Genomic DNA, 20,878 nt, shown 5'->3' on the forward strand with positions numbered 1-20,878 from the left:
CGTTCGCGTAAACGTAGTGGTTAGTCAACTATGCTCAGTTTTACTGTGTTCGTACGACTAGCCTGGGTCAATGGCATACTCAACGTATTGATAAAGATATCGCCAGATTCGAGTTTGTCCTGACCTACCAGAATTTGCTTGATGCCTTCTACAGTTTGATCGATGGTCAGTTCGGGGTTTTGCTCATACGGCATTACCTGAACGCCCCAGTACAAACCTAACGTATTACGTAGCACGGGATCGTTGGAGAAGACATACAGATCCGCTTTTGGCCGATGGTGCGATATACGTACGGCCGTATACCCCGAATTAGTAATACCGATGATCGCTTTGGCTTTCGTATCGCGGGCCAGTCGGCAGGCACTCATCACGACGTTATCATTCAGGACGTTTTCGCTAGGATGCTCATTTACATAAGCGTGATAACGATAATAAATCGTGTCGGTGGTCGCTTCAACCTGACGGATCGTATTCGCCATGCTTTCAACGGCCAGAATCGGATACTTACCCGATGCCGTTTCGGCGCTAAGCATGACGGCATCAGCACCGTCGAGAACCGAGTTGGCAATATCGTTGATTTCGGCGCGGGTTGGACGTGGCGCATCAATCATGCTTTCCAGCATTTGCGTGGCAACGATAACCGGTTTAGCGGCTCTGTTACACTTTTCAACCAGCATTTTCTGAATCATCGGTACTTCTTCGGCGGGTAGCTCCACGCCAAGGTCGCCCCGGGCTACCATCAGGCCATCGGTTGCTTCGACAATAGAATCGATGTTCTGAATGGCTTCTGGCTTTTCAATTTTGGCAACCACGCGGCTGCTCTTGCCCTGAGCCTTGATGTATTCTTTAATTTCGATGATTTCAGAAGCTTCCCGAACAAACGATAGTGCTATCCATTCCACCTCGTGTTCCAGACCGAATTTGAGATCTTCCCAGTCTTTTTCGGTAACAGCGGGCATCGAAACGCGCGTGTTTGGCAGGTTTACACCTTTTTTAGACTTCATCGGGCCGCCGTAAACCACTTCGGTAATAACATCGGTACCGTCAGTACCAACAACCTTTACCTCCAGTTTGCCGTCGTCCATCAGAATACGTTCGCCCGGATGTACATCGCTGTACATGCCTTTGTAAGGCGTGCTGACGCGTTCGGCGGTGCCAACGATATCGTCGTTCGTAAATACAAGTTTATTGCCGGGCAACAGCATGACGCCATCTTTATTCTCGACATTGCCGATACGAATTTTCGGCCCCTGTAAATCCTGTAAGATAGCCAGGTTCAGATTATATTCTGCATTGATCTCACGAATGAGGTTAAGCCGCTGAAGGTGGTCTTCGTGAGTGCCGTGAGAGAAATTGAGCCGGAATACGTTTACACCGGCTTTGGCTAATGCCAGCAATTGTTCTTTCGTTTCGGAAGCCGGGCCAACAGTGGCCACGATCTTAGTTTTTTTAGACATGAGGGACGGGAAAATTGGGCAATAAGGGCCAAAAACCGGTGCAAAAATAACCGGTGGGGCTTATAAACAGTTGACTTCGCAGAAATTTTACCAATATGACGAAAAGTGTTACGTCTTAAAAACAACAGGATCATTGAAACCAAAGGGTTTGTAAAGGGGAAGAAAATGGAGCTAATGGCTAACAGAGCAAGCTTTTTTGATACTACGGGGCGGTGAGGTAAGGGGTTCGTTATCAGTAAGGTTCTGTAAGAATTTGCAGTTTTTTTAATCTTCTTCTGGTTTTGCTGGTTAGCTTAGTAACAACTGCTTTTGCAGGGCGTAAAAGCTAAAAACATCTCTTCAATTTCGTCTCTTTCGTTATGTCTACTAAGAACGTTGATCTTGACCAACTTAGCGTCGATACGATTCGTCTGTTATCAGTCGACGCTGTTCAGAAAGCCAATTCGGGTCATCCGGGTTTACCGCTGGGCGCAGCACCAATGGCTTATGTACTCTGGTCGCGTTTTTTGCGATTTAATCCAAAGAACCCCCATTGGCCCGACCGCGATCGCTTTGTGTTGTCGGCTGGGCATGGCTCGGCCTTATTATATAGTCTGTTGCATTTGTATGGCTATGATCTTACGCTCGATGATCTGAAGAATTTCCGGCAACTACACTCAAAAACGCCCGGCCATCCGGAGTCGAATCTGACGGCGGGCGTTGAAGTAACAACGGGTCCGTTGGGACAGGGTTTTGCCAATGGCGTAGGCATGGCTATGGCCGAAGCGTTTCTGGCGGCCAACTACAACCGGGAAGGACATACGGTGGTCGATCATTATACGTATTCAATTGTCAGTGACGGTGACCTGATGGAAGGCATAGCTTCCGAAGCGGCATCGCTGGCTGGCCACCTGAAGTTAGGCAAACTAATCTACCTGTACGACGATAACCTGATTTCGCTGGATGGTCCGACCAACCTGGCTTTTACAGAAGATCGGATGGCGCGTTTTGATGCGTATGGCTGGCATACCCAACACGTGGCCGATGGAAATGATCTGGATGCTATCGAAGCCGCCATTAAAGCGGCTCAGGCAGAAACGGAACGTCCGTCAATCATTGCCGTTCGAACGATTATCGGATATGGTAGTCCGCAGGAGGGAACCAGTAAAGTGCACGGCAGTCCACTGGGCGATGAGAACGTACGTAAAACCAAAGAGTTTTTCGGTTGGGACCCGGATAAAACCTTCTTTATTCCTGATGAGGTAAAACCCCATTTGCTGGAAGCTGGTGAAAAGGGTGCGGATCTGGAAGCTGACTGGAATAAGCGCTTCGATGACTTTAAGGCCAGCTTTCCTGATGAAGCCGAACACTTTGTCCTGTCTTTCGATCGGAAACTTCCGAAAGACTGGGAGGCCGACCTGCCAATCTTTAAGCCGGAAGATGGTCCACTGGCAACGCGGCAGGCATCGGGTAAAGCTCTGACTGCGCTCAAACAACGCGTTCCTTTTCTGTTCGGTGGCTCGGCTGATCTGGCTTCTTCGAACGAGATGCCTACCAAAGGCGACGTTAGTTTCCAGCCCGGTCATTACGGAAACTCGAATATCTGGTTTGGGGTGCGCGAACACGCAATGGGGGCTGCGCTCAATGGCATGGCTCAGCATAGTGGCGTTCATCCATACGGCGGTACGTTCCTTAACTTCTCCGACTATATGCGGGGAGCAATTCGGCTAACGGCCCTGGCGGAGTCGCCCGCTACGTTCGTATTTACGCACGATAGTATAGGTTTAGGCGAAGATGGGCCTACGCACCAGCCCGTTGAGCAGTACGTATCGCTTCGAACCATTCCCAATGTCATTGTTATTCGTCCGGGCGATGCCAACGAAACCGTAGAAGCCTGGCGGGTGGCGATGCAGCAACCCAAAACACCGGTTATGTTGCTGCTCTCCCGTCAGAAACTACCTGTGCTGGACCAAACTAAGTACGGATCCGCGCGAGGTCTCGAAAAAGGCGCTTATATTCTGAGCGAAGCCGACGGTGAGCCACAGATGATTTTGATTGCAACAGGCTCTGAGGTGTCTCTGGCGCTCGAAGCCCAGGCCGAACTCAAAAAACAGAACGTAGCAGCCAGGGTCGTGAGCATGCCTTCCTGGGAGTTGTTCGAAAAGCAGGATAAGGCCTATCAGCATGAGGTACTGCCGCCAACGGTTCGTAAGCGTTTGTCCATTGAGGTGGGCTCGCCAATTGGCTGGCACAAATACGTAACCGATGAGGGAAGTACGATCAGTATGAACAGTTTTGGCCTGTCGGGGCCGGGCGAAGAGGTGATGGCTTACTTTGGCTTTACGGTAGACAACGTAGTGGAAAAAGCCATAAAGGTGTTAAAGGGAAATCCTGACGATACCCGGAAGAAAGAAGTGCTGTCCTGATGCAAACTAGAAACTAAGGCGGGTTATCCACAATGTGTTGATACAGTATTGTGGATAACCCGCCTTATGTATTACGTCAACCGCGATTTATATAAATTATTGGTCAAATTAAGCCGCCAGTAAGTCCTTAACCCAATGGACAAGTTCAATATTGGAAGCAGTTACCTGGGCTTCCTGCCCGGATATGCTGAAGAGTTTAATGGCTTCTCCTTTGTCGACGGCCCTGGCAAATGGTTCCTTGCGAAGCACTTCGTCGTAAAAGTCGCGCCTTGATTGCTGAAAGCGTTTCGGGACAACATTGTCAATGGCTCTCAGGTCGATGCTGTAGTATCGGAAGTAATTCTTTTTACCCGTAAAAAAGTAAATCTTTTGATATTCGTCGGAAGGGCCGACAACGACAATACGTTCGCAGCGACGAATGGCATCCTGAACGGCTTTATTAAGGAATTGAATATTTATGCCGGCAAATGACGTTTTTTTCATGACAGGAAACGGTTCAGTCAATAGAGTTCATGAACGATAGTCAGCTCCTGACTTTACTGGTTGGTCGGAATGCTCACACGTTGGTATTTATTGATTTGGTAAAGATTAATCGTTTAAAATCGCATTAATACTTAATCTGCCCGAATGCCGGAATTAGTCTTCTAAATCGCCTGTTTTACCTGCTGAATATTTCTGCAATTGCAGTGTCTATCCGGTTTAGAGCCGGAAATAGAAAACGTATCTATTGTCTTTGGTAGCGGTGGAAGAGTCAGTATCCCGAAAAATTATTCATATCGATATGGATGCGTTCTATGCTTCCGTAGAGCAGCGCGACAATCCGGATTTACAGGGTAAACCGCTGGCTGTCGGCGGCTCCCGACAGCGGGGTGTAGTGGCGGCTGCCAGCTACGAAGCCCGGAAATTCGGCGTTCGCTCAGCCATGGCGTCGTCGATAGCCATTCGTAAATGCCCGGAGCTGATCTTCGTAAAGCCCCGCTTTGACGTGTACAAAGCTGTTTCACAGCAGGTACGGGCTATTTTCGCCCAATACACACCGCTTATTGAGCCGCTCTCGCTGGACGAAGCGTATCTGGACGTAACGGAGAATATAACCAGCAGTCCATCGGCAACGTTGACCGCTCAGGCCATTAAAGATCAGATTAAAGCTGAAACGGGATTAACGGCTTCGGCGGGCGTTTCCTACAATAAATTTCTGGCGAAACTGGCTTCTGATTATAAAAAGCCGGATGGGTTATACGTAATAAAACCGCATCAGGGACTCGCTTTCGTTGAGCAGCTTGAGGTTGGGCAGTTTCATGGCATTGGTCGCGTAACGGCGGCCCGCATGAACGAGCTTGGCATTTTTACGGGGCTGGATTTACGCCAGCAGAGCGAATCCTTCTTGACGCAGCATTTCGGGAAGGTCGGGCGTCATTACTACCTGATTGCACGGGCTGTTGATAACCGGCCCGTAATGCCGAATCGGGAGCGTAAATCGGTAGGGTCTGAAACGACCTTTGAAGAAGATCTGACAGCTGAATCCGATCTGGTAAATGAACTCCAGCCGTTGATTGATGACGTGTGGGCGTATTGCGAACGTACTGGTATTCTTGGACGTACCGTTACGTTGAAAGTGAAATACGCGGATTTTCAGCAGATAACCCGTAGTCGGACCGTATTGAGTTTGATTCATGACGCAGCTATCCTGAGGCAATTGAGCCTCGACCTGCTCCAGTCTGTATTACCTGCCGAGAAAGGAATCCGGTTGCTGGGTGTTTCTCTGTCCAGCCTTCACAATCCGTCAACAGAACAACGGAGCGGTCAGTTGACGTTGGGGTTTTAGGGGGGCAGGTTTGTAGGTTTATGGTTTATAGTTTGGATGGAAAACAACCATAAACAATGAACTATAAACCTATAACACCTAAAAATCCTTTACCTCCTTTTTCGGTTTGAACTCGGCTGGCGTAGCACCGGTCGTTTGGGTGTCGCCGGAACAGACGCGGCATAGATACCGGACCTCGACCGACCAGCCTCGATCTACGTTGCCAAGCGTCAGATTAATCTGTGTACGAGGTGTTTGCCAGACTATATCTTTCGTATCGCCTATAGTTTTGGCCTTCCCCTTACCGTATTTTTCCGTCAGATGGGTTTCAAAATCAGCCGCTGCAGCCATAACGGAGTCTTTGGTGACCGATGCTGTTACGTAGTAGTAATACGAAGCGGACAAAAGCCCTCCGTCGAGAAATTCGTAATCCAGGCCGACTCGGCGGCCCGCCAGCGAGATCGGTTTGTAGGTTAGTAGTTCTTTCTTTTTGGAAAAGGGTTTGTCTGGTTCCGACTCAATAACCTGTTTGGGGGTAAAACCCCAGCGGATTTTTCGGAAATCCGCCGTCTGCTGGGCAAAAACCGATTGTGCTACGAAAGCAAAAAGTAGGGAGAAAAAAGCTTGCTTCATCATGGTAGTCTGGCCGGGCTAGCGTTCTAGCGTCCACGTCCGGTAATAACGATTACACCCGGATGTGGACATCCAGGCTACTTCAAATCATAAAACCGCCATTGTGTACTAAAGTTCTGCGGAAGCTTCTGATTGATCAGTATGGCACGTATCATTTCGATCGGCATGGCATTGATTTGCAGCACGGCATCATGAAATTGTTTGTACGTCATCTTGCCACTATCGACCAGTTCTTTTTTGAGGGCCAGAAACTGGAAACCACCGGTCATGTAAGCCAATTGATAGAGGGGAGGGTAGCCACCAATGAACGACCGCCGAACTTCGCCTTCCGCATTGGCCCGCTCGTGACCTACCCGATCAACCAGGAAGTCGATGCACTGCTGTGGCCCCCACTTGCCCAGATGATAGTTGAGCGAGAAAATGATACGGGCGCAACGGTGCATTCGCCAGAATAACATGCCAATCCGATCTTCCGGCGATTGCGGAAAGCCCTGATCCCACAGCAGCATTTCCCAGTACAGCGCCCAGCCTTCGGTCCAGAAGGGCGTATCGAAATTGCGGTACACCTTGTAGCGGTTGTTCATAAACCCCTGCAAATGATGGCCCGCAATCAATTCATGGTGTACTGTCGCCCGCGAAAAATGAGGATTATTGCCCCGCATACTCATCAGTTTATCGGGGTGTTTCATGCCATCTGTCGGGTAGGAGATAATGATTTGTTCGCCACCGAGAAAGAAGGGATTCACCAATTGGCGCTCCGGCGACATCATGCTCATGCGCCAGGTTTCTTCGGCAATGGGGGGAATTGTAATCAGGTTTTTGGCTTTCAGAAAGGCCACCGACTCGTTGAAAAGACGGAGAATCATTTCGGGCTGATGACCAATCGGTACGTAGCTGTTTTTGACCTTTTCCTGGGCAGCTTTCCAGTTGTCGCCAAAGCCCATTTCCCGCGATGCTTTCAGTAGCTCCCGGTCGCACCAGGCAAACTCTTTGTTGGCCATGTCGATCAATTCTTCCGGCGTGTACGGAATCATCTCGATCTGCAACTGACGTAGCAACTCCGCTCGCCCGACGGCTACCCCCGTAATACCGCTACCGTCGTCTTTCACGGGCGCAGCTTCGCGGCTCTTTTTGATGAAAAACGCTACGTATCCCGTCAGTAGACTGTCGGTTTTCTGGTAAACCTGCGGCACCCACCACGTAAAATCAGGGTCGTAATGATTGTAGAAATTGTAAACGCTACGTAGCGCTGTTTGTAAGCCTTCGGCCGTCGTAATGGCCCGACGTAGCAGCGTTGGATCGAGCTTTGGGTTTTTGTCAATCTCACCGCGAAGTGTAATAATCTGGCTGTTCATGGTAGCTAGATTCTGTGCCAGCTGTTCCGAGGCCGGTACGTGTCCCCGACGTCGCCGTTTTTCAATGGCGTAGATCGTGTCAGCAAACGGAAACCACGGTTTGATTTGCTCGCGTTCTGTAGCTTCTGCTTCCAGTTTGTTCAGTTGTTCCTGCAAGTCGCGCTTAAACAGTAGATAATCGACCCGACTATCCGTATTCATCCGGTTGAAATCCAGTTGGGCTAAGCGGTTGAGATAATCGGTATTGAATTTATGAAATCGCTCCCGACGTTCGGGCGATCCGGTTACGATATAAAATCGGGAAAGGCTGCCCCGGTCAGCGTAGTACTGCGTAAGCAGATGATGAACATCGCTGCTTTGTGGGTTGATACCAGTAAGTGAATTGCTACTTGACTGAGCTACCGCCAAACGGATAGTAGCCAGAAATAGGCTGGTGAGTAGTAAAGGTCGGAGGAGGGAATATGTAGTCATGATTGGTTGATGAAGAAGAATCAGCTATGGATGGCAGGCAGGATAAGTATAAATTACTCAGGGGAGCCGGTTTTTGTGAAAATACTGGAAAGCCCGATAAACCGCCAGATGGCCAATTGTGGCGTGGTCTTCGTCGCCGAAATACTGAAAGCCAACTGTTAGCGCTGATGAGTTTGCTTTTTTGAGCAGGTCCGTTAAGCGTCGGGCGTCGGTTTCCATGATGTTACCTTCTTTACCTACGGCAATAAAGACCGTTGTTTTTTGCTTGAAATCAGAAGCCAGGCAGGCCGGTTTGTGCGCTAACAAGGACTCGTTATCCCACCACAGACTGGGGCTGATGATCACGTATTGACTGAATAAAGTCGGTTTTTTGAACAGGATTTCAGTTGCCAGCAAGCCTCCCAGCGATTGACCGATTAGCATTCGGGATGGATTCGTACTGTACTTTCGTTGAATATAGGGCTGTAATTCCTGTTCGAGAAACGTAAGGAACCGGGCCGAGTGTCCCGTGGTAGGATAGTCTTTTTTATCTTTTTCGATTGTGGTTGGATACGTAAAATCGCGTCGTCGGTCAATATTGGCAATGCCCACGATAATGGATTTCGGTAATACGTTTACCCAGGGGAAATTACAGAATTGGACCAGTCCCGCTACGTGGATGAAGTCTTCGTCGGCTGATCCATCCAGTAGATAAATAACCGGGTATTTCGACAGCGAATCGCTGGAATAACCCTCGGGAAGGTAGATGTTCAGCGTTCGGGACTCGCCCAGAACAGTCGAACGAATTGAATCGACTCGACCTAACACAAACGGTTTCGATTGGCCAAACGAAACGGTATATAGAGCCAGACAGATCAGCAGGGTGGCAAGAGTTTTCATGTAATTGGATTTGTGATCTGCTCAATAAAGCAGAACACGGATTCTATGATACGCCTAATCAGCCATAAAAATCCGTGTTCGAGTAGTATGTCAAATTAGAACCGATCGGGACTGAACGCAGCAATTTCCATACTATCGACTTTGTTGTCTATAGCCTCACTGACGAGTTTTCCCGTGGCGGGCCCCAGACTTAAGCCCATCATGCCATGTCCCGTCGCTAAAACTACATTATCGAAGCGATCGGTCCGGCCAATATAGGGAAGGCCATCGGGTGAGCAGGGCCGTAGTCCTCGCCAGACTTTTTCTACAGTCGGCATGGGCACCGTAATGTCGGGGTAGTAGTTGTTGATCGAGTCAACGATGCCTTTCACCCGATTCATATTGATGGTCATATCGGTGCCAGCCACTTCGAGCGTGCCTGCAAATCGGAGATCCTGACCCATAGGCGTAGCGGTCGCCCGCGCTTCGAGCATAATGGCGGGTATGCGCACATTATTCGATACGTTACGTAGCATGAAGCTGTAGCCTTTTCCGCCCTGCAACGACAAATTCAATCCTAAAGACCTGGAAAGCTCCGGCGACCAGGCTCCTCCGGCAATAACAACCGCGTCAATATCAACAGAACCTTGCTGGGTTTGAATGGATTTGACACGTGAGCCTGCTTTTGTAAAGCCAGTCACTGTCTGATTTTCCAGAATCCGTACACCGGCGCTACGTAGATAGGCCACCAGCGACCGAATCAGCTCGTTCGGGTTCAGGTGTGCGTCGCCGGGATAGAGAATGCCTCCGCGCACCGTAACGCGCGTGTTGGGTTCCAGTTCCTGCACCTGCCGGGCATCGAGAATACGGGCTTCAATACCGGCTCGGTTGGCTACGTCGGCCTCCTCGGCCATTTCGTGTTCGGCCGATGCTGTCTTGTAAAGCATGAACAGCCCGCGCTCCTGCCATTCGAATTCCAGATCGCCGTTGGCCGCCAGATCCTGATAGAGCGCTTTGCTGAGCAGGCTCAGGTCACGTAGTGCCGGAATGGACCGTTGTACGTGCTCGTCATTGGCGTGCTGGTAGAATAGCCAGCCCCATCGGGCCAGATCCAGATTGAGCCGGGGTTTAACGTAGAAGGGACTCGTCGATTTCAACATCCAGCGCATGCCTTTGGCGATCATACCAGGCTGTGCCAGCGGAATGATATGACTCGGTACAATCATGCCGGCATTCCCAAACGAACAGCCGTCGGCAATAGGCCCCTGATCGAAAACCGTAACGCGGTGCCCGGCCTTATGCAGATAATAGGCAGAGCAAAGCCCAATAATTCCTCCACCAACAATACCAACGTGTGCCATGATAGAATGATAGACTAGTTGACTGATAGACTGAGTGAATGATTAAAATGCGCGTCAGCTTATTTTATCATTCACTCAGTCTATCAGTCAAAATTAAATAACCTGAAAACCGTGAACGTATGGGTCCTCTTCGTCCAGAATAATGTGATTGTAGCCATGAATACGCGCCCAGCCTTCAATACTCGGTACGATAGCCGGTACGCCGGCCAGTTCGGTTTCGGCTTCAATACGTCCGTTGAAAATTGACCCGATGATACTTTCATGAACAAACACGTCGCCAGGCTTCAGCAGACCTTTGGCGTAACGCTGAGCCATCCGGGCCGACGTACCGGTGCCACACGGCGACCGATCAATGGCTTTGTCGCCGTAGAACACCGCGTTACGTGCCGTTGAGGTTTCTTGCAGCGGTTTACCTGTCCAGAGAATATGGCTCAGGCCATTAATGGTCGGATTTTCGGGGTGAACGAATGTATAGTGTTCGTTCATGCGCTGCCGCATGGTACGTGCCCAACCAATCAACTGCTCGGCTTTGAAATGCTCCAGACCCGGAAAGTTGGGTTGCGGATCGACAATGGCGTAGAAATTACCGCCATACGCTACGTCGACGGTCAGCGTACCCAGCTCAGGACAGTCGACGGTTAAGGCTTCGGCAGCCAGATACGACTTGATGTTCGTGATCTTTACCGACGTCACTTTTTTGCCCTCCTGCACATACTCGGCCCGTACCAGACCAGCCGGTACTTCCAGATTCAGTACGCCCGGTGTTTTGGGCATAATCAGGTTTTGCTCGATGGCTACCGTTACGGTTCCAATGGTCCCGTGACCGCACATGGGCAAACAGCCCGATGTTTCGATGAACAGAACACCCGCGTCATTGGCTGGGTCGGTGGGCGGGTAGAGAATGCTGCCCGACATCATATCGTGGCCGCGCGGTTCAAACATCAGGCCGGTACGTATCCAGTCGTATTCACGTAGGAAATGCTGACGTTTTTCGCTCATCGATGCCCCTTGAAGAAAGGGAATGCTGCCGCCCGTTACGACCCGTACGGGATTACCGCAGGTATGGGCATCAATGCAAAAAAAATGGTACTCCGCCATTTTACATAATGATAGAATGAGTGAATTAGGGAATGAGTGATAGAGTGAGGGAATGATAGAATGAGTGAATAAACTGACGCACATTTTATTCACTCATTCTATCATTCCCTCACTCTATCATTAAACTTAAACCAGAACCGGGCGTTTGGCGAGGGCCGTTTGAATAACATTCAGAACTTGCTCGCGTTCAGCACCGATGAGTGGCAGACGGGGAGCCCGCACATATTCTGAACCAATGCCGGTGGCCGTTGCTGCCAGTTTAATATACTGTACCAGTTTAGGATGAATGTCGAGCTCCAGCAGAGGCATGAACCAACGGTAGATCTCCAGTGCTTCGGCAATCTGACCCGCTTTCGCCAGGTCATAAATAGCCATTGTCTCCTGTGGGAAGGCATCGACCAGGCCACCAACCCAACCATCGCAACCCAGCAGCAGGGCTTCCAGCGCTAACGTATCGACACCGCCCAGCAGTTTGAACCGGTCGCCAAAGGCATTACGCATACGCGTTATGTTGGTCAGGTCGCGCGTGGATTCCTTCACGGCCTGGATGTTGGAAAATTCGGCCAGCTCTTCGAACATGGCAACCGTAGTCATGATCTTGTAATCGTACGGATTGTTGTAGATCATGATTGGTAGCGAGGTTTCTTTCGCTACGGATTTGAAATACGTTACGGTTTCCCGGGAATCGGAAGGGTAACGCATTGGTGGGAGCAGCATTAGACCGTCGGCACCGTTACGTTCTGCGTCCTGAGCGCAGGCAATTGCCTGTTTGGTTGCCTGTTCGGCAATGTTGACTAGCACAGGCACCTTACCAGCCGAAACGGCCAGCGCTGAGCTGAGGAGTTCGATTTTCTCGCTGTTAAGCAACGTACTGGCTTCGCCCAATGAACCGCCAATGATGAAACCGTGGACACCGGCTTCCAACTGGGCATTCAGATTCTTTTCGAAAAGAGGGATATCGAGCTGATCATCAGCCGTGAAGGGTGTCAGAAGCGCAGGGTAGACGCCTTCCCACTGAACAGAGACGTTCATAGTAGTATGCTTATGTGTTAATTGCAGATTTTAGATCAAAGTTAATCTGGATACAGGAAGGAATCTTCTGACCTATTCATTGATTGTAATACTATTTTCACCAGAAAAATATAAAGCAGAATTATATTCGCAAAAAAGCTAACAGTGAAGCCATTATTGTTCAAAGTTCCATCGATTGACGACCGATCCTTTCGTATTGAGCAGGATAGTCAGCCGCATTTCTATGGCAAGCTTCATTTTCATCCGGAAATTCAGTTGACATTGATTCAGGAAGGCGAGGGGACATTACTAGTTGGCGATAAGATTGACCGGTTCAGCCGGTACGATGTGTTGATGCTGGGTTCGAACCTGCCGCACGTACTACGTAGTGATCCTGATTATTTTGAGGAGGGGTCACTACGTCGGTCGGTATCGGTGTCTATTCTGTTTCGTGCCGAGCAGTTGGAGCCCACTATCCTGAGTTTACCCGAGACCCGGCATCTGCAGCAGTTGTTTCGGGAAGCGCAGCACGGCATTCGGTTTCGCTGTCGGGAAGGGCATCCATTGGCCGAACAGCTGGAAACGCTGCCCACGCTACGTCCTTTCGACCAATTACTGCACCTGCTGACTATTCTGGATTATCTGGCTACGAACACAGATCGGGAGGTATTATCTGTAACGGCCTACGAGCAGCCGCAGCGTCCCGAAGATCACCGTCGTCTGGAGCGCGTTTTTTCGTATATTCTGGAGAACTACCATACGCCTATTACGCTGGACGATGTAGCGAGTATTGCCAATCTGACACCGGGGGCTTTTTGTCGTTTCTTCCGGCAGCATACCCGTAAAACATTCTCGACGTTGCTGAATGAGGTACGTATTGAACACGCCTGTCGGTATTTGCGCGAGTCGAAACAAACAATTAGCCAGACGGCGTTTAGTTGCGGCTACACGAATCTCTCGAATTTTAATCGCCAGTTTAAGGAAATAACGGGAATGCCCCCCAGCGATTACATTCGAAGCTATCAGGGTTGAATGGTACAAGAATCCAGGTGTATTGAGTGATTAGGTTGTCGCAGACAGCATCCTGCTGTCGAAGCCGTAGGCTAAGTTGTAACTACCTAATTAGCCACTGACGTGGCTTCGACAGCAGGATGCTGTCTGCGACAATTTAATCACTCTGTTCATCTAAGTGTAGGATTCAATAAAAAAGCCTTCCCGAAACGTAAACCATTCGGGAAGGCTGTGCAAGAATAAGGGTTACGTCTATTGCTTCAAAAGTTTCACCTGACGCTGTTCATTATTAGCACCCACCTGGAGGAAAAAGAGCCCTTTTTCACCCGAAACCGGGATATGAACACGCTCCGTGGCGTTAGGCTGATCAATTTGATGCTGATGTAAAATACGACCCTGTATATCCGTCAAGGTCATGCGAACGGCTGTTCCGGCCGTGCCCGTAATTTCGACCGCTGCCGTTTCGCCCACCGGATTGCCCAATACCCGCACTTGTAGACCCGTACCCAATTCAGCTGATAGTCGTCCTGCTCCTGAGTTACAGGTAGCCAGCCAGTTATAAGTAAAGCTGGCTTCGCCCGCAGTACCGGCCTGGGCGGCTTTTAACGTAACGGTTGGGTTGTCGATATACAGGTTCAGCGTATAAGGACCGGGGTTAGTAGTTGGGCTCATTTCGTTGGCGACCGAGAAGGAAATGGTCTGTCCATTGACGCCCGAATAGTTCGGATTGAATGTCAGCGCACGCTGAGTAGGTGAAATCGCGGTACAGCCCACCGTTGTTACACCCGTAATCGTAAAATCAGACGGCGTTGGCGTTGGCGTTGGCGTAGTTGTTCCGCAGGCCGACAACCAGTTATAAGTAAAGCTGGCTTCGCCCGCAGTACCGGCCTGAGCAGCTTTTAACGTAATGGTTGGATTGTCGATATACAGATTAAGCGTGTATGGGCCCGGATTGGTGGTTGGGCTTAGCTCATTATTCACAGAAAAAGAGACAGTTTGCCCATTCAGGCCCGCGTATTGTGGATTAAACGTCAAGGTCCGTTGCGTTGGCGTTACGGTCGTGCAGGTGATTGTATTTACGCCTATGATGGAGAAATTACCCGGCGGGTTTGTCGTTGAATTTGATCCACAGGCAGCCAGCCAGTTGTAGGTAAAGCTGGCTTCACCCGCCGTACCGCTCTGGGTGGCCTTTAACGTAATGATTGGGTTGTCGGTATACAGATTGAGCGTGTATGGCCCCGGATTGGTGGTTGGGCTTAGTTCACTGACGACCGAGAAGGAAATGGGTTGGCCATTAACACCCGAATATTGCGGATTGAATGTTAAGGTACGCTGGCCTGCCGATACGGTTGTGCAGGTAATAGTGGTTACGCCAGCAATAGCAAAATCGGATGCCGACGTACTGATCGCCTGAAGCGCTTTATCGGCCTGAATAAAGCCGAAACCCGTCCCAAAGTCGAACCCATAATCAAAATCAGGGGTAAGGGGGTCGTCCATGTCGAGCGCAGTTTGCTGAAGCGCTGAAAGAATCGCACTGCTGGACAGGCTGCTTTCTTTCTGTTTCATCAGCGCAGCTACCGCAGCCGCGTGAGGGGCGGCTGCTGATGTGCCAAAAAAATTGGGAAAGTTATCGGAATCTCTAGGAGAATCAACAGTAAAGAACGTAGTGTTCGTACCATCAACAGCCGTGATTTCGGGTTTCTGCCGTACGATCTGGCTAATACGTTGCCCGGCAGTGTTGAATAGGATTGGCGTGCCGCCAGCCGACGAGAATGGTTCAATAACGGCGGTTGTCAGCCCTCCATCAAAAGCCGGTGTATTATAAAAAGGAGCTGCTCCTACAGCAATGGCACGAGTTGAGTTGGCGTGTCCCACAACGGTTGAGCTTTTTGTATCGAACTCGATGGCAACGGTGCTACCATAGTTCACCCACTTTAGTTGCGTCGGGTCTGGGCCGGAATATTTGACTAATACCAGATTGATTGTAGCGGCCGATGCTCCGTTATTAACCAGGCCGATGACCTCAACCGCATCATTGCCTGCGTTGGCTGAGAAGCCCGATAAGCTGCCTAGTAAAGTCGTTCCTGAGTAAACCAGAATATCCATGTCGGTTTGGGCACCCGCCCCGCCACTAACCGAATAAAATGGATCATCCCACTGGAAGCTGATAATCACCTGCCCACCTCTACCTGGTATTGAGATCCGTTGCCGAAAGTTGCCTCCGCCGAAATCATGTGCCGAATACGAGCTACTGGGATCATATTGGGGATCAAAGAAAGGTATTGGTTTGAAGGTATTCTGGTAGGAAGAACGTCCGGCGTTGGCGGCAGCTGAGAAATAGGTTACTCCCTGATTGGTAACTACGTCATCAACGGCCTGCGCAACAACACCATCCTGAAAAAAAGGCTCAGCAAAGTAGCTTATATCGTCCGTAATAATTTTGCAGCCAGCAGTAGCCAGATTTCGGATCCCCTGCGCAAAAAGCAATTGCGTATCATAGGCGGTATGGAAGGCAATGGGCGAACCGGGGGCTATGTCGTGTACTAGTTCGGCCATAGCACGACCTTCGTCCGTTCCTGACGTTAAATCGGACAGCACCTGCACATCAGCCGGCAAATCGCCCGACGCTACGCCTGCTGGTGCTCCACCTAACGCATTGTATGAATCGGATAGAATGCCCACCTTTACGCCTGCACCCGTAACGCCATAGGCCGACCGGGCCACATTAGCCCGTAGTGCTACGTCGCCCTGTGAGGTTACCGAGCCAACGTTATGTTTGGGTTTATAGGCGGGTTGGGCAAATTTTAAGGATGGAATGTTCTTTAAGTCGCTTAGCTTGTCGATGGGCAGATAGCCCGACACCTTTTGCTTATAGACCATCCCGTTTTGGAGGCCCAGATTCTGTAAGGCACGTAACAAATTCTCCCCTTCCTGCTCCGACGTAGCGGCAGCCTCAATAGCAATAGCATTGTCTCGGGTGGCAAACAGATTTAGTGGCTGTAGACCATTTACCGGCGCCTGGTTCGGGAGTCCTCTGTTCGTTAAAACAGCATAGAGATCTGATGAGACTTTGGCGTCTCTGGCCTCTTGTTTTACATCCTGGGCGAAGCCCGAAGATGACAACCATAGAAGAAGACCTAGGGAGACTATCATCTCTCTGGCGATACGTAAACGTGATTGCATAAATAATTGGATTAGGGATGTAGAATATTACCTAAATATGGGTTAAAAATATAGCTGTTCGACAGGCTATAGGATATTTATATTGAATGGTCATAGACAAGGAAATAGCGCTGATTCGTTCACTCCCATAAATCGGTTATTCACACTCAATATTCGGTAGATGGCAACCATTTAACGACCTGGTGATTGCTTGTTTCCTACCTTTCGCTTATTAAGAAAAGCCTTCATTCAACGCTTCTGGCATTGAGCGTTGCCGGAGCATAGTGCTACGTATTCGATTATCGATGATTCCGCGTATAACGTCTGATCCATTGACGACAAAAAAGAAGGCAGACAGGCTATGTAAGCCTGGTATCGACTACATACCAGAAACCCGATTCCTGACGAATAAGGAGCCCCCGAACGTCAGCATTGATAGTACTATTCACGTCCTTAATTAGTAGTTTTTAGATGTGCTATTCCCCGGCCAAAATCTCTCGTTTTTTATGAAAAAATTTTTATCTGAGCATGCACGTATCTGTTTCGTGAGCCTCATTTTACTAGCGTGGCCTGGACTGACCAAGGTGGTTTTGGGGCAAGGATTTAGATCTGAATCTGGAAACTCGAACCCCTTTAATACAGTCAATACTGGATCGGGCGGTACGTCTACCTCGCTGGCTGATCTGGACGGCGATGGCGATCTGGATATGATTGTAACGAAGTTTGATGGAGCTATTCAGTATTACATCAACACGGGCGTTATCCCACCCAGTACGCAACCTGTTTTTATTCTTTCGGAGAGTGTTCCCATCCCGCAGCCCAATGTCGGGTCTAACAAGAACCTCAAATTTGCCTTTGGCGATTTAGATGGCGATGGCGATCTGGATGCCGTAACGGGTAATCGGGATGGCCTGATTTTGCCATTTTTTAACAATGGTACCCGAACCAATCCCATTTATGCACAGGGGATTATTCCACGGGGCTCCAATCGCGGGCGAGCGGCTGCGGGCCCGAACAACCAGAACATCGTGCCGGGTATCGATTATACGAATGAAGGCTACACCTATGTGAGCCTGGCCGATTTCGATGCGGATGGGGATCTGGATATGCTGGTCATCACCAATACGGCCATCCATTATCTGCGCAACGTGGGCAGTCCGAGCGCAGCTTCCTTTCAGGAAGTTACCGGATGTGATAACCCATTTTCGGCTATCCGCAGAACCAGCGTTGTGTCAAACCCAATTATTGGCGATTTAGATGGCGATGAAGATTTGGACGTAGCGTTTTCGGGATTGCCGATTACGTATTATAGAAATATAGGAACGCCACAGAATCCGGTTTTTATCCAGATTATCGGCGAGGGTAATCCATTTGAAGGGCTGAATATAGGGCCATTGTCGCAGATCGAGTTAGGGGATCTGGATCAGGATGGGGATAATGATGTAGTAGTTGGGCAACCATCGGGTACTATATCCTATCTACGAAATGCGCTTCGAATTACGCACCAGCCCGATCCCGCCAGCGTAGCAGTTTGTGCCGGAGCGTCGGTTAGTACAACCGTGTCTGTCTGGAGAGATGGGGAGGGGCAACCCCAGTATCAGTGGTTTCGCAACACCCAATCTTCCGATACGCCGGTTCAGGGGCAAAATACGGCTACATTAACGCTGAATAATCTTCAGCCGGATGATGCCGGGCTTTATTTCCTCCGGATAATTGATGGGGAGGACGTTATTTTATTCAGTGATGGTTTTAACGTAGTGGTGCAGCAGGCGATCATTACGGAGCAGCCCGCCAGTGGGTCGACCGTAGCGGCTGGAACGAATGTGGTCGTGCCTGTTTCGGTTAGTGGGCCAAATTCTAGTTTCCAATGGTATCGAAACGGAAATGCCGTTGAAGGCCAGACCGATGCTACGTTGACGCTGAACCAGGTGACAACGGCTCAGTCGGGGTCTTACGTATTGGTGGTGACGAGTACCTGTAATAGCCTCACATCCACAACGTTTGATTTGACGGTTCAACCAGCGAGTTCAGCGGTCAGTGCTACTAAAACGGTGACAGGCAATTTTGCGCCGGGAGGTGCTGTTACGTATACGATCGTTATCGATCCTGGGTCACACTTTCAGTACGACAACTCGGGGGATGAGTTTACCGATGTGCTACCAACCAGTCTAAGTCTGGTGTCGGCTACGGCCACCACGGGCAATGCTGTCGCGAATGTGTCGACGAATTCTGTTACATGGAATGGCTTCTTCTCGCCGGGCACGCTAATTACGATTACGATCGAAGCAACGATAAAAAATGGTACGGGTGGTCAGACGATCAGTAATCAGGGACGTGTTAATTATGACGCGGATAACAATCAATCGAACGAAACAACCGTACTGACCAATGATCCTAGCACAGAAGGCACCAGCAACCCAACTGTTTTCCAGGTGTTCTGTCCACCATTGTCGGTGTCACTAACGAACGATGGGCCGCTGACCTGTGCCAAGCCAGTTGTACTTCTGACGGCAACTGCTACGGAGATGGTACCTCTTTCGGTAAGACCTGGTTCTGCAAGAGCGGCTGCCGCCAATGCACCGGCCGCTACGACCTATACGTATGTCTTTAGCCCAGGCGTGACTCAGACTGGTGGTGTTAGCAGTAACACGGCTACGGTGAATACGGGTGGTGTCTACAGCGTAACCGTAACCGCTTCCACGGGATGCTCGGCAACGGCCCAGACCGAAGTGGTCAATAATTCTGAGCTGGCAGCACCTACCTTACAGGCTAGTGCACAGAACACAACGAATCAGCCAATTTCTGTGACGGCGTCGGGTTGTACGAGTGGTACCGTAAACTGGAGCGCGCAGGGCGGAACGGGAACCGCTAACGGAGCCGTATACACCTTTACGCAGCCGGGCAACTATACGCTTACGGCTACCTGCACGCAAAATAGCTGTACGAGTCCTGCTTCTGCCCCAGTGGTGCTATCGATTCTGCCAGCTGCCAGTGGATTCTCCATTACGTCGGTAACGATGGTTACTTGCCAATTGGTCGATGCCGCTAAAGGAGGCTATCAGGTTAGTTTTACACCGCAATATGCCGGGCAGAACAGTAATCCTATCTCGTTCTCCATTGTGAACGAAAAACTGGTGACCACCGATCCTCCTCCATATTCGGTTCGGTTGTATACCGACAACCCAATTATTACGTTGGTGGCCAATCAGGCAGGAAGTCAGGAAGCTCGTTTTCAGTACAACTGGTGGGCGTCTTGTCAGTTGGGATCAAGTCCGAACCAGCCGCCCCGAACAACAGGTATTGCGAGCCGGACTATTGTTCAGGGACAAGCTTTCCAGCTTGAGTTGAAAAACTACTTCGCTGATCCAGAGCAGCAGCCCCTTACGTTCTCGGCTGATGGATTGCCCGCCGGAATAACCCTGTCAGGCAGTGTTATCAGTGGTAGTGCGTCGGCAACCGGTGTGTCGAATGTGACCGTTACCGCTTTTGATCCTGGTGGTTTATCGGTGAACACAAGCTTCCAGCTGGTGGTAAATCCGGTCTCTACAACGCCGGGGGCCTTTACCATAACAGGTGTAACCACGATACGTTGTGAAACCTTAAACGCTAATAACCGCCGATTGTCGTTCAACCCGCAATATGCGGGCGTAACGGGGCAGCCTATCAGCTTCTCGATTGTGAATGAGCGACTACCAACCACCGATCCGGGGCCATACAGTATTGACCTGAATATCGACAATCCGGTGATCCGATTAAGCGCCAAGCAAGGTACTATCACTGCTAGCTACGTGTACAACTGGCTGGCGGCCTGTAACGCTCCGGCTCGTGTTGGCGTAACGGAAACGGGCAATCAGTTGGAGGTAAAAGTGCTGGGCAATCCCGTTGATGGGAAAGACGCTGAGATTGAAATTACGGGCGCGAGTGGACAGACCGTTCAGATTGAACTGGTTGATCAGCAGGGGCGTGTTCTAGGCAAGCAGCAGATCAATAAAGCCGGTCAGGTCGAACGAGCCAGTATTCCGGTCAACTCCGGTAAAGGTACGCTGCTGTTACAAGTCAGTACGTCAACGCAGCGCCAACTGGTCAAGCTTCTGAAGCCATAAAGGGCTGATTGAATAGCCTTAACAAAAAGTCAGGGTCCCGACAGAAGAGCGTCTTCGCTCCATTGGTCGGGACCCTGACTTTTTGTGTCACATGAACGTTGTGCTGCTGTATTACGTAATTATCCCCGACAGCATCCTGCTGTCCGAAC

General features: G+C 50.1%; 13 protein-coding genes. 4 read left to right on the forward strand and 9 right to left on the reverse strand.

From position 1 onward, the window contains the following. Positions 1-20: 20 nt before the first annotated feature. Entirely contained in the window at positions 21-1,457 is a 1,437-nt protein-coding gene (gene pyk / locus GK108_RS17600) for a pyruvate kinase (RefSeq protein ID WP_163951444.1), read from the reverse strand. Between the two features lie 359 nt (positions 1,458-1,816). On the opposite strand from pyk, the gene tkt reads away from it, so the two are divergent. After that, positions 1,817-3,862 (forward strand): transketolase, encoded by a 2,046-nt coding sequence (gene tkt / locus GK108_RS17605; RefSeq protein ID WP_163951446.1) that lies wholly within the window; start codon positions 1,817-1,819, stop codon positions 3,860-3,862. Positions 3,863-3,970: 108 nt separating this feature from the next. Here tkt and GK108_RS17610 read toward each other — a convergent pair whose 3' ends face one another. Then, complete coding sequence (locus GK108_RS17610) at positions 3,971-4,345, reverse strand: hypothetical protein (protein ID WP_163951448.1); 375 nt, start codon at positions 4,343-4,345, stop codon at positions 3,971-3,973. A gap of 259 nt (positions 4,346-4,604) precedes the next feature. On the opposite strand from GK108_RS17610, the gene dinB reads away from it, so the two are divergent. Beyond that, on the forward strand, positions 4,605-5,687 hold the full coding sequence (dinB, locus tag GK108_RS17615; protein ID WP_163951450.1) for a DNA polymerase IV: 1,083 nt from the start codon (positions 4,605-4,607) through the stop codon (positions 5,685-5,687). Positions 5,688-5,765: 78 nt separating this feature from the next. On the opposite strand, the gene GK108_RS17620 is transcribed toward dinB, so the two are convergent. The 6 genes from GK108_RS17620 to GK108_RS17645 all read right to left on the reverse strand — a co-directional run bounded on the left by GK108_RS17620 (position 5,766) and on the right by GK108_RS17645 (position 12,474). Then, a complete protein-coding gene (locus GK108_RS17620; RefSeq protein WP_163951451.1) occupies positions 5,766-6,302 on the reverse strand; it encodes a hypothetical protein in 537 nt (178 codons plus the stop codon). A gap of 74 nt (positions 6,303-6,376) precedes the next feature. Next, positions 6,377-8,125 (reverse strand): DUF885 family protein, encoded by a 1,749-nt coding sequence (locus GK108_RS17625; protein WP_163951453.1) that lies wholly within the window; start codon positions 8,123-8,125, stop codon positions 6,377-6,379. A gap of 57 nt (positions 8,126-8,182) precedes the next feature. Next, positions 8,183-9,004: an alpha/beta hydrolase gene (locus GK108_RS17630; RefSeq protein WP_163951455.1), complete on the reverse strand. Its 822-nt coding sequence runs from the start codon at positions 9,002-9,004 to the stop codon at positions 8,183-8,185. Positions 9,005-9,099: 95 nt separating this feature from the next. Next, complete coding sequence (locus tag GK108_RS17635) at positions 9,100-10,344, reverse strand: NAD(P)/FAD-dependent oxidoreductase (protein ID WP_163951457.1); 1,245 nt, start codon at positions 10,342-10,344, stop codon at positions 9,100-9,102. 93 nt (positions 10,345-10,437) lie between these two features. Further along, complete coding sequence (locus GK108_RS17640; protein WP_163951459.1) at positions 10,438-11,442, reverse strand: 4-hydroxyproline epimerase; 1,005 nt, start codon at positions 11,440-11,442, stop codon at positions 10,438-10,440. Between the two features lie 126 nt (positions 11,443-11,568). Then, positions 11,569-12,474: a dihydrodipicolinate synthase family protein gene (locus GK108_RS17645; protein WP_163951461.1), complete on the reverse strand. Its 906-nt coding sequence runs from the start codon at positions 12,472-12,474 to the stop codon at positions 11,569-11,571. 144 nt (positions 12,475-12,618) lie between these two features. Between GK108_RS17645 and GK108_RS17650 the strand changes: the two genes are divergently transcribed. After that, positions 12,619-13,485: a helix-turn-helix domain-containing protein gene (locus GK108_RS17650; protein ID WP_163951463.1), complete on the forward strand. Its 867-nt coding sequence runs from the start codon at positions 12,619-12,621 to the stop codon at positions 13,483-13,485. A 231-nt stretch (positions 13,486-13,716) separates the two neighbouring features. Here GK108_RS17650 and GK108_RS17655 read toward each other — a convergent pair whose 3' ends face one another. Then, positions 13,717-16,647, reverse strand: coding sequence for a S8 family serine peptidase (locus tag GK108_RS17655; RefSeq protein WP_246224957.1), 2,931 nt, complete (start codon positions 16,645-16,647; stop codon positions 13,717-13,719). 485 nt (positions 16,648-17,132) lie between these two features. Here GK108_RS17655 and GK108_RS17660 point away from each other — a divergent pair, with 485 nt between their 5' ends. After that, positions 17,133-20,729 carry an FG-GAP-like repeat-containing protein gene (locus GK108_RS17660; protein ID WP_163951465.1) on the forward strand — a complete coding sequence of 1,199 codons (3,597 nt, stop codon included), beginning with the start codon at positions 17,133-17,135 and terminating at the stop codon, positions 20,727-20,729. The last annotated feature ends 149 nt before the right edge of the window (positions 20,730-20,878 follow it).

It is taken from the genome of Spirosoma terrae (genome assembly GCF_010435915.1).
GTDB classification, from domain to species: domain Bacteria; phylum Bacteroidota; class Bacteroidia; order Cytophagales; family Spirosomataceae; genus Spirosoma; species Spirosoma terrae.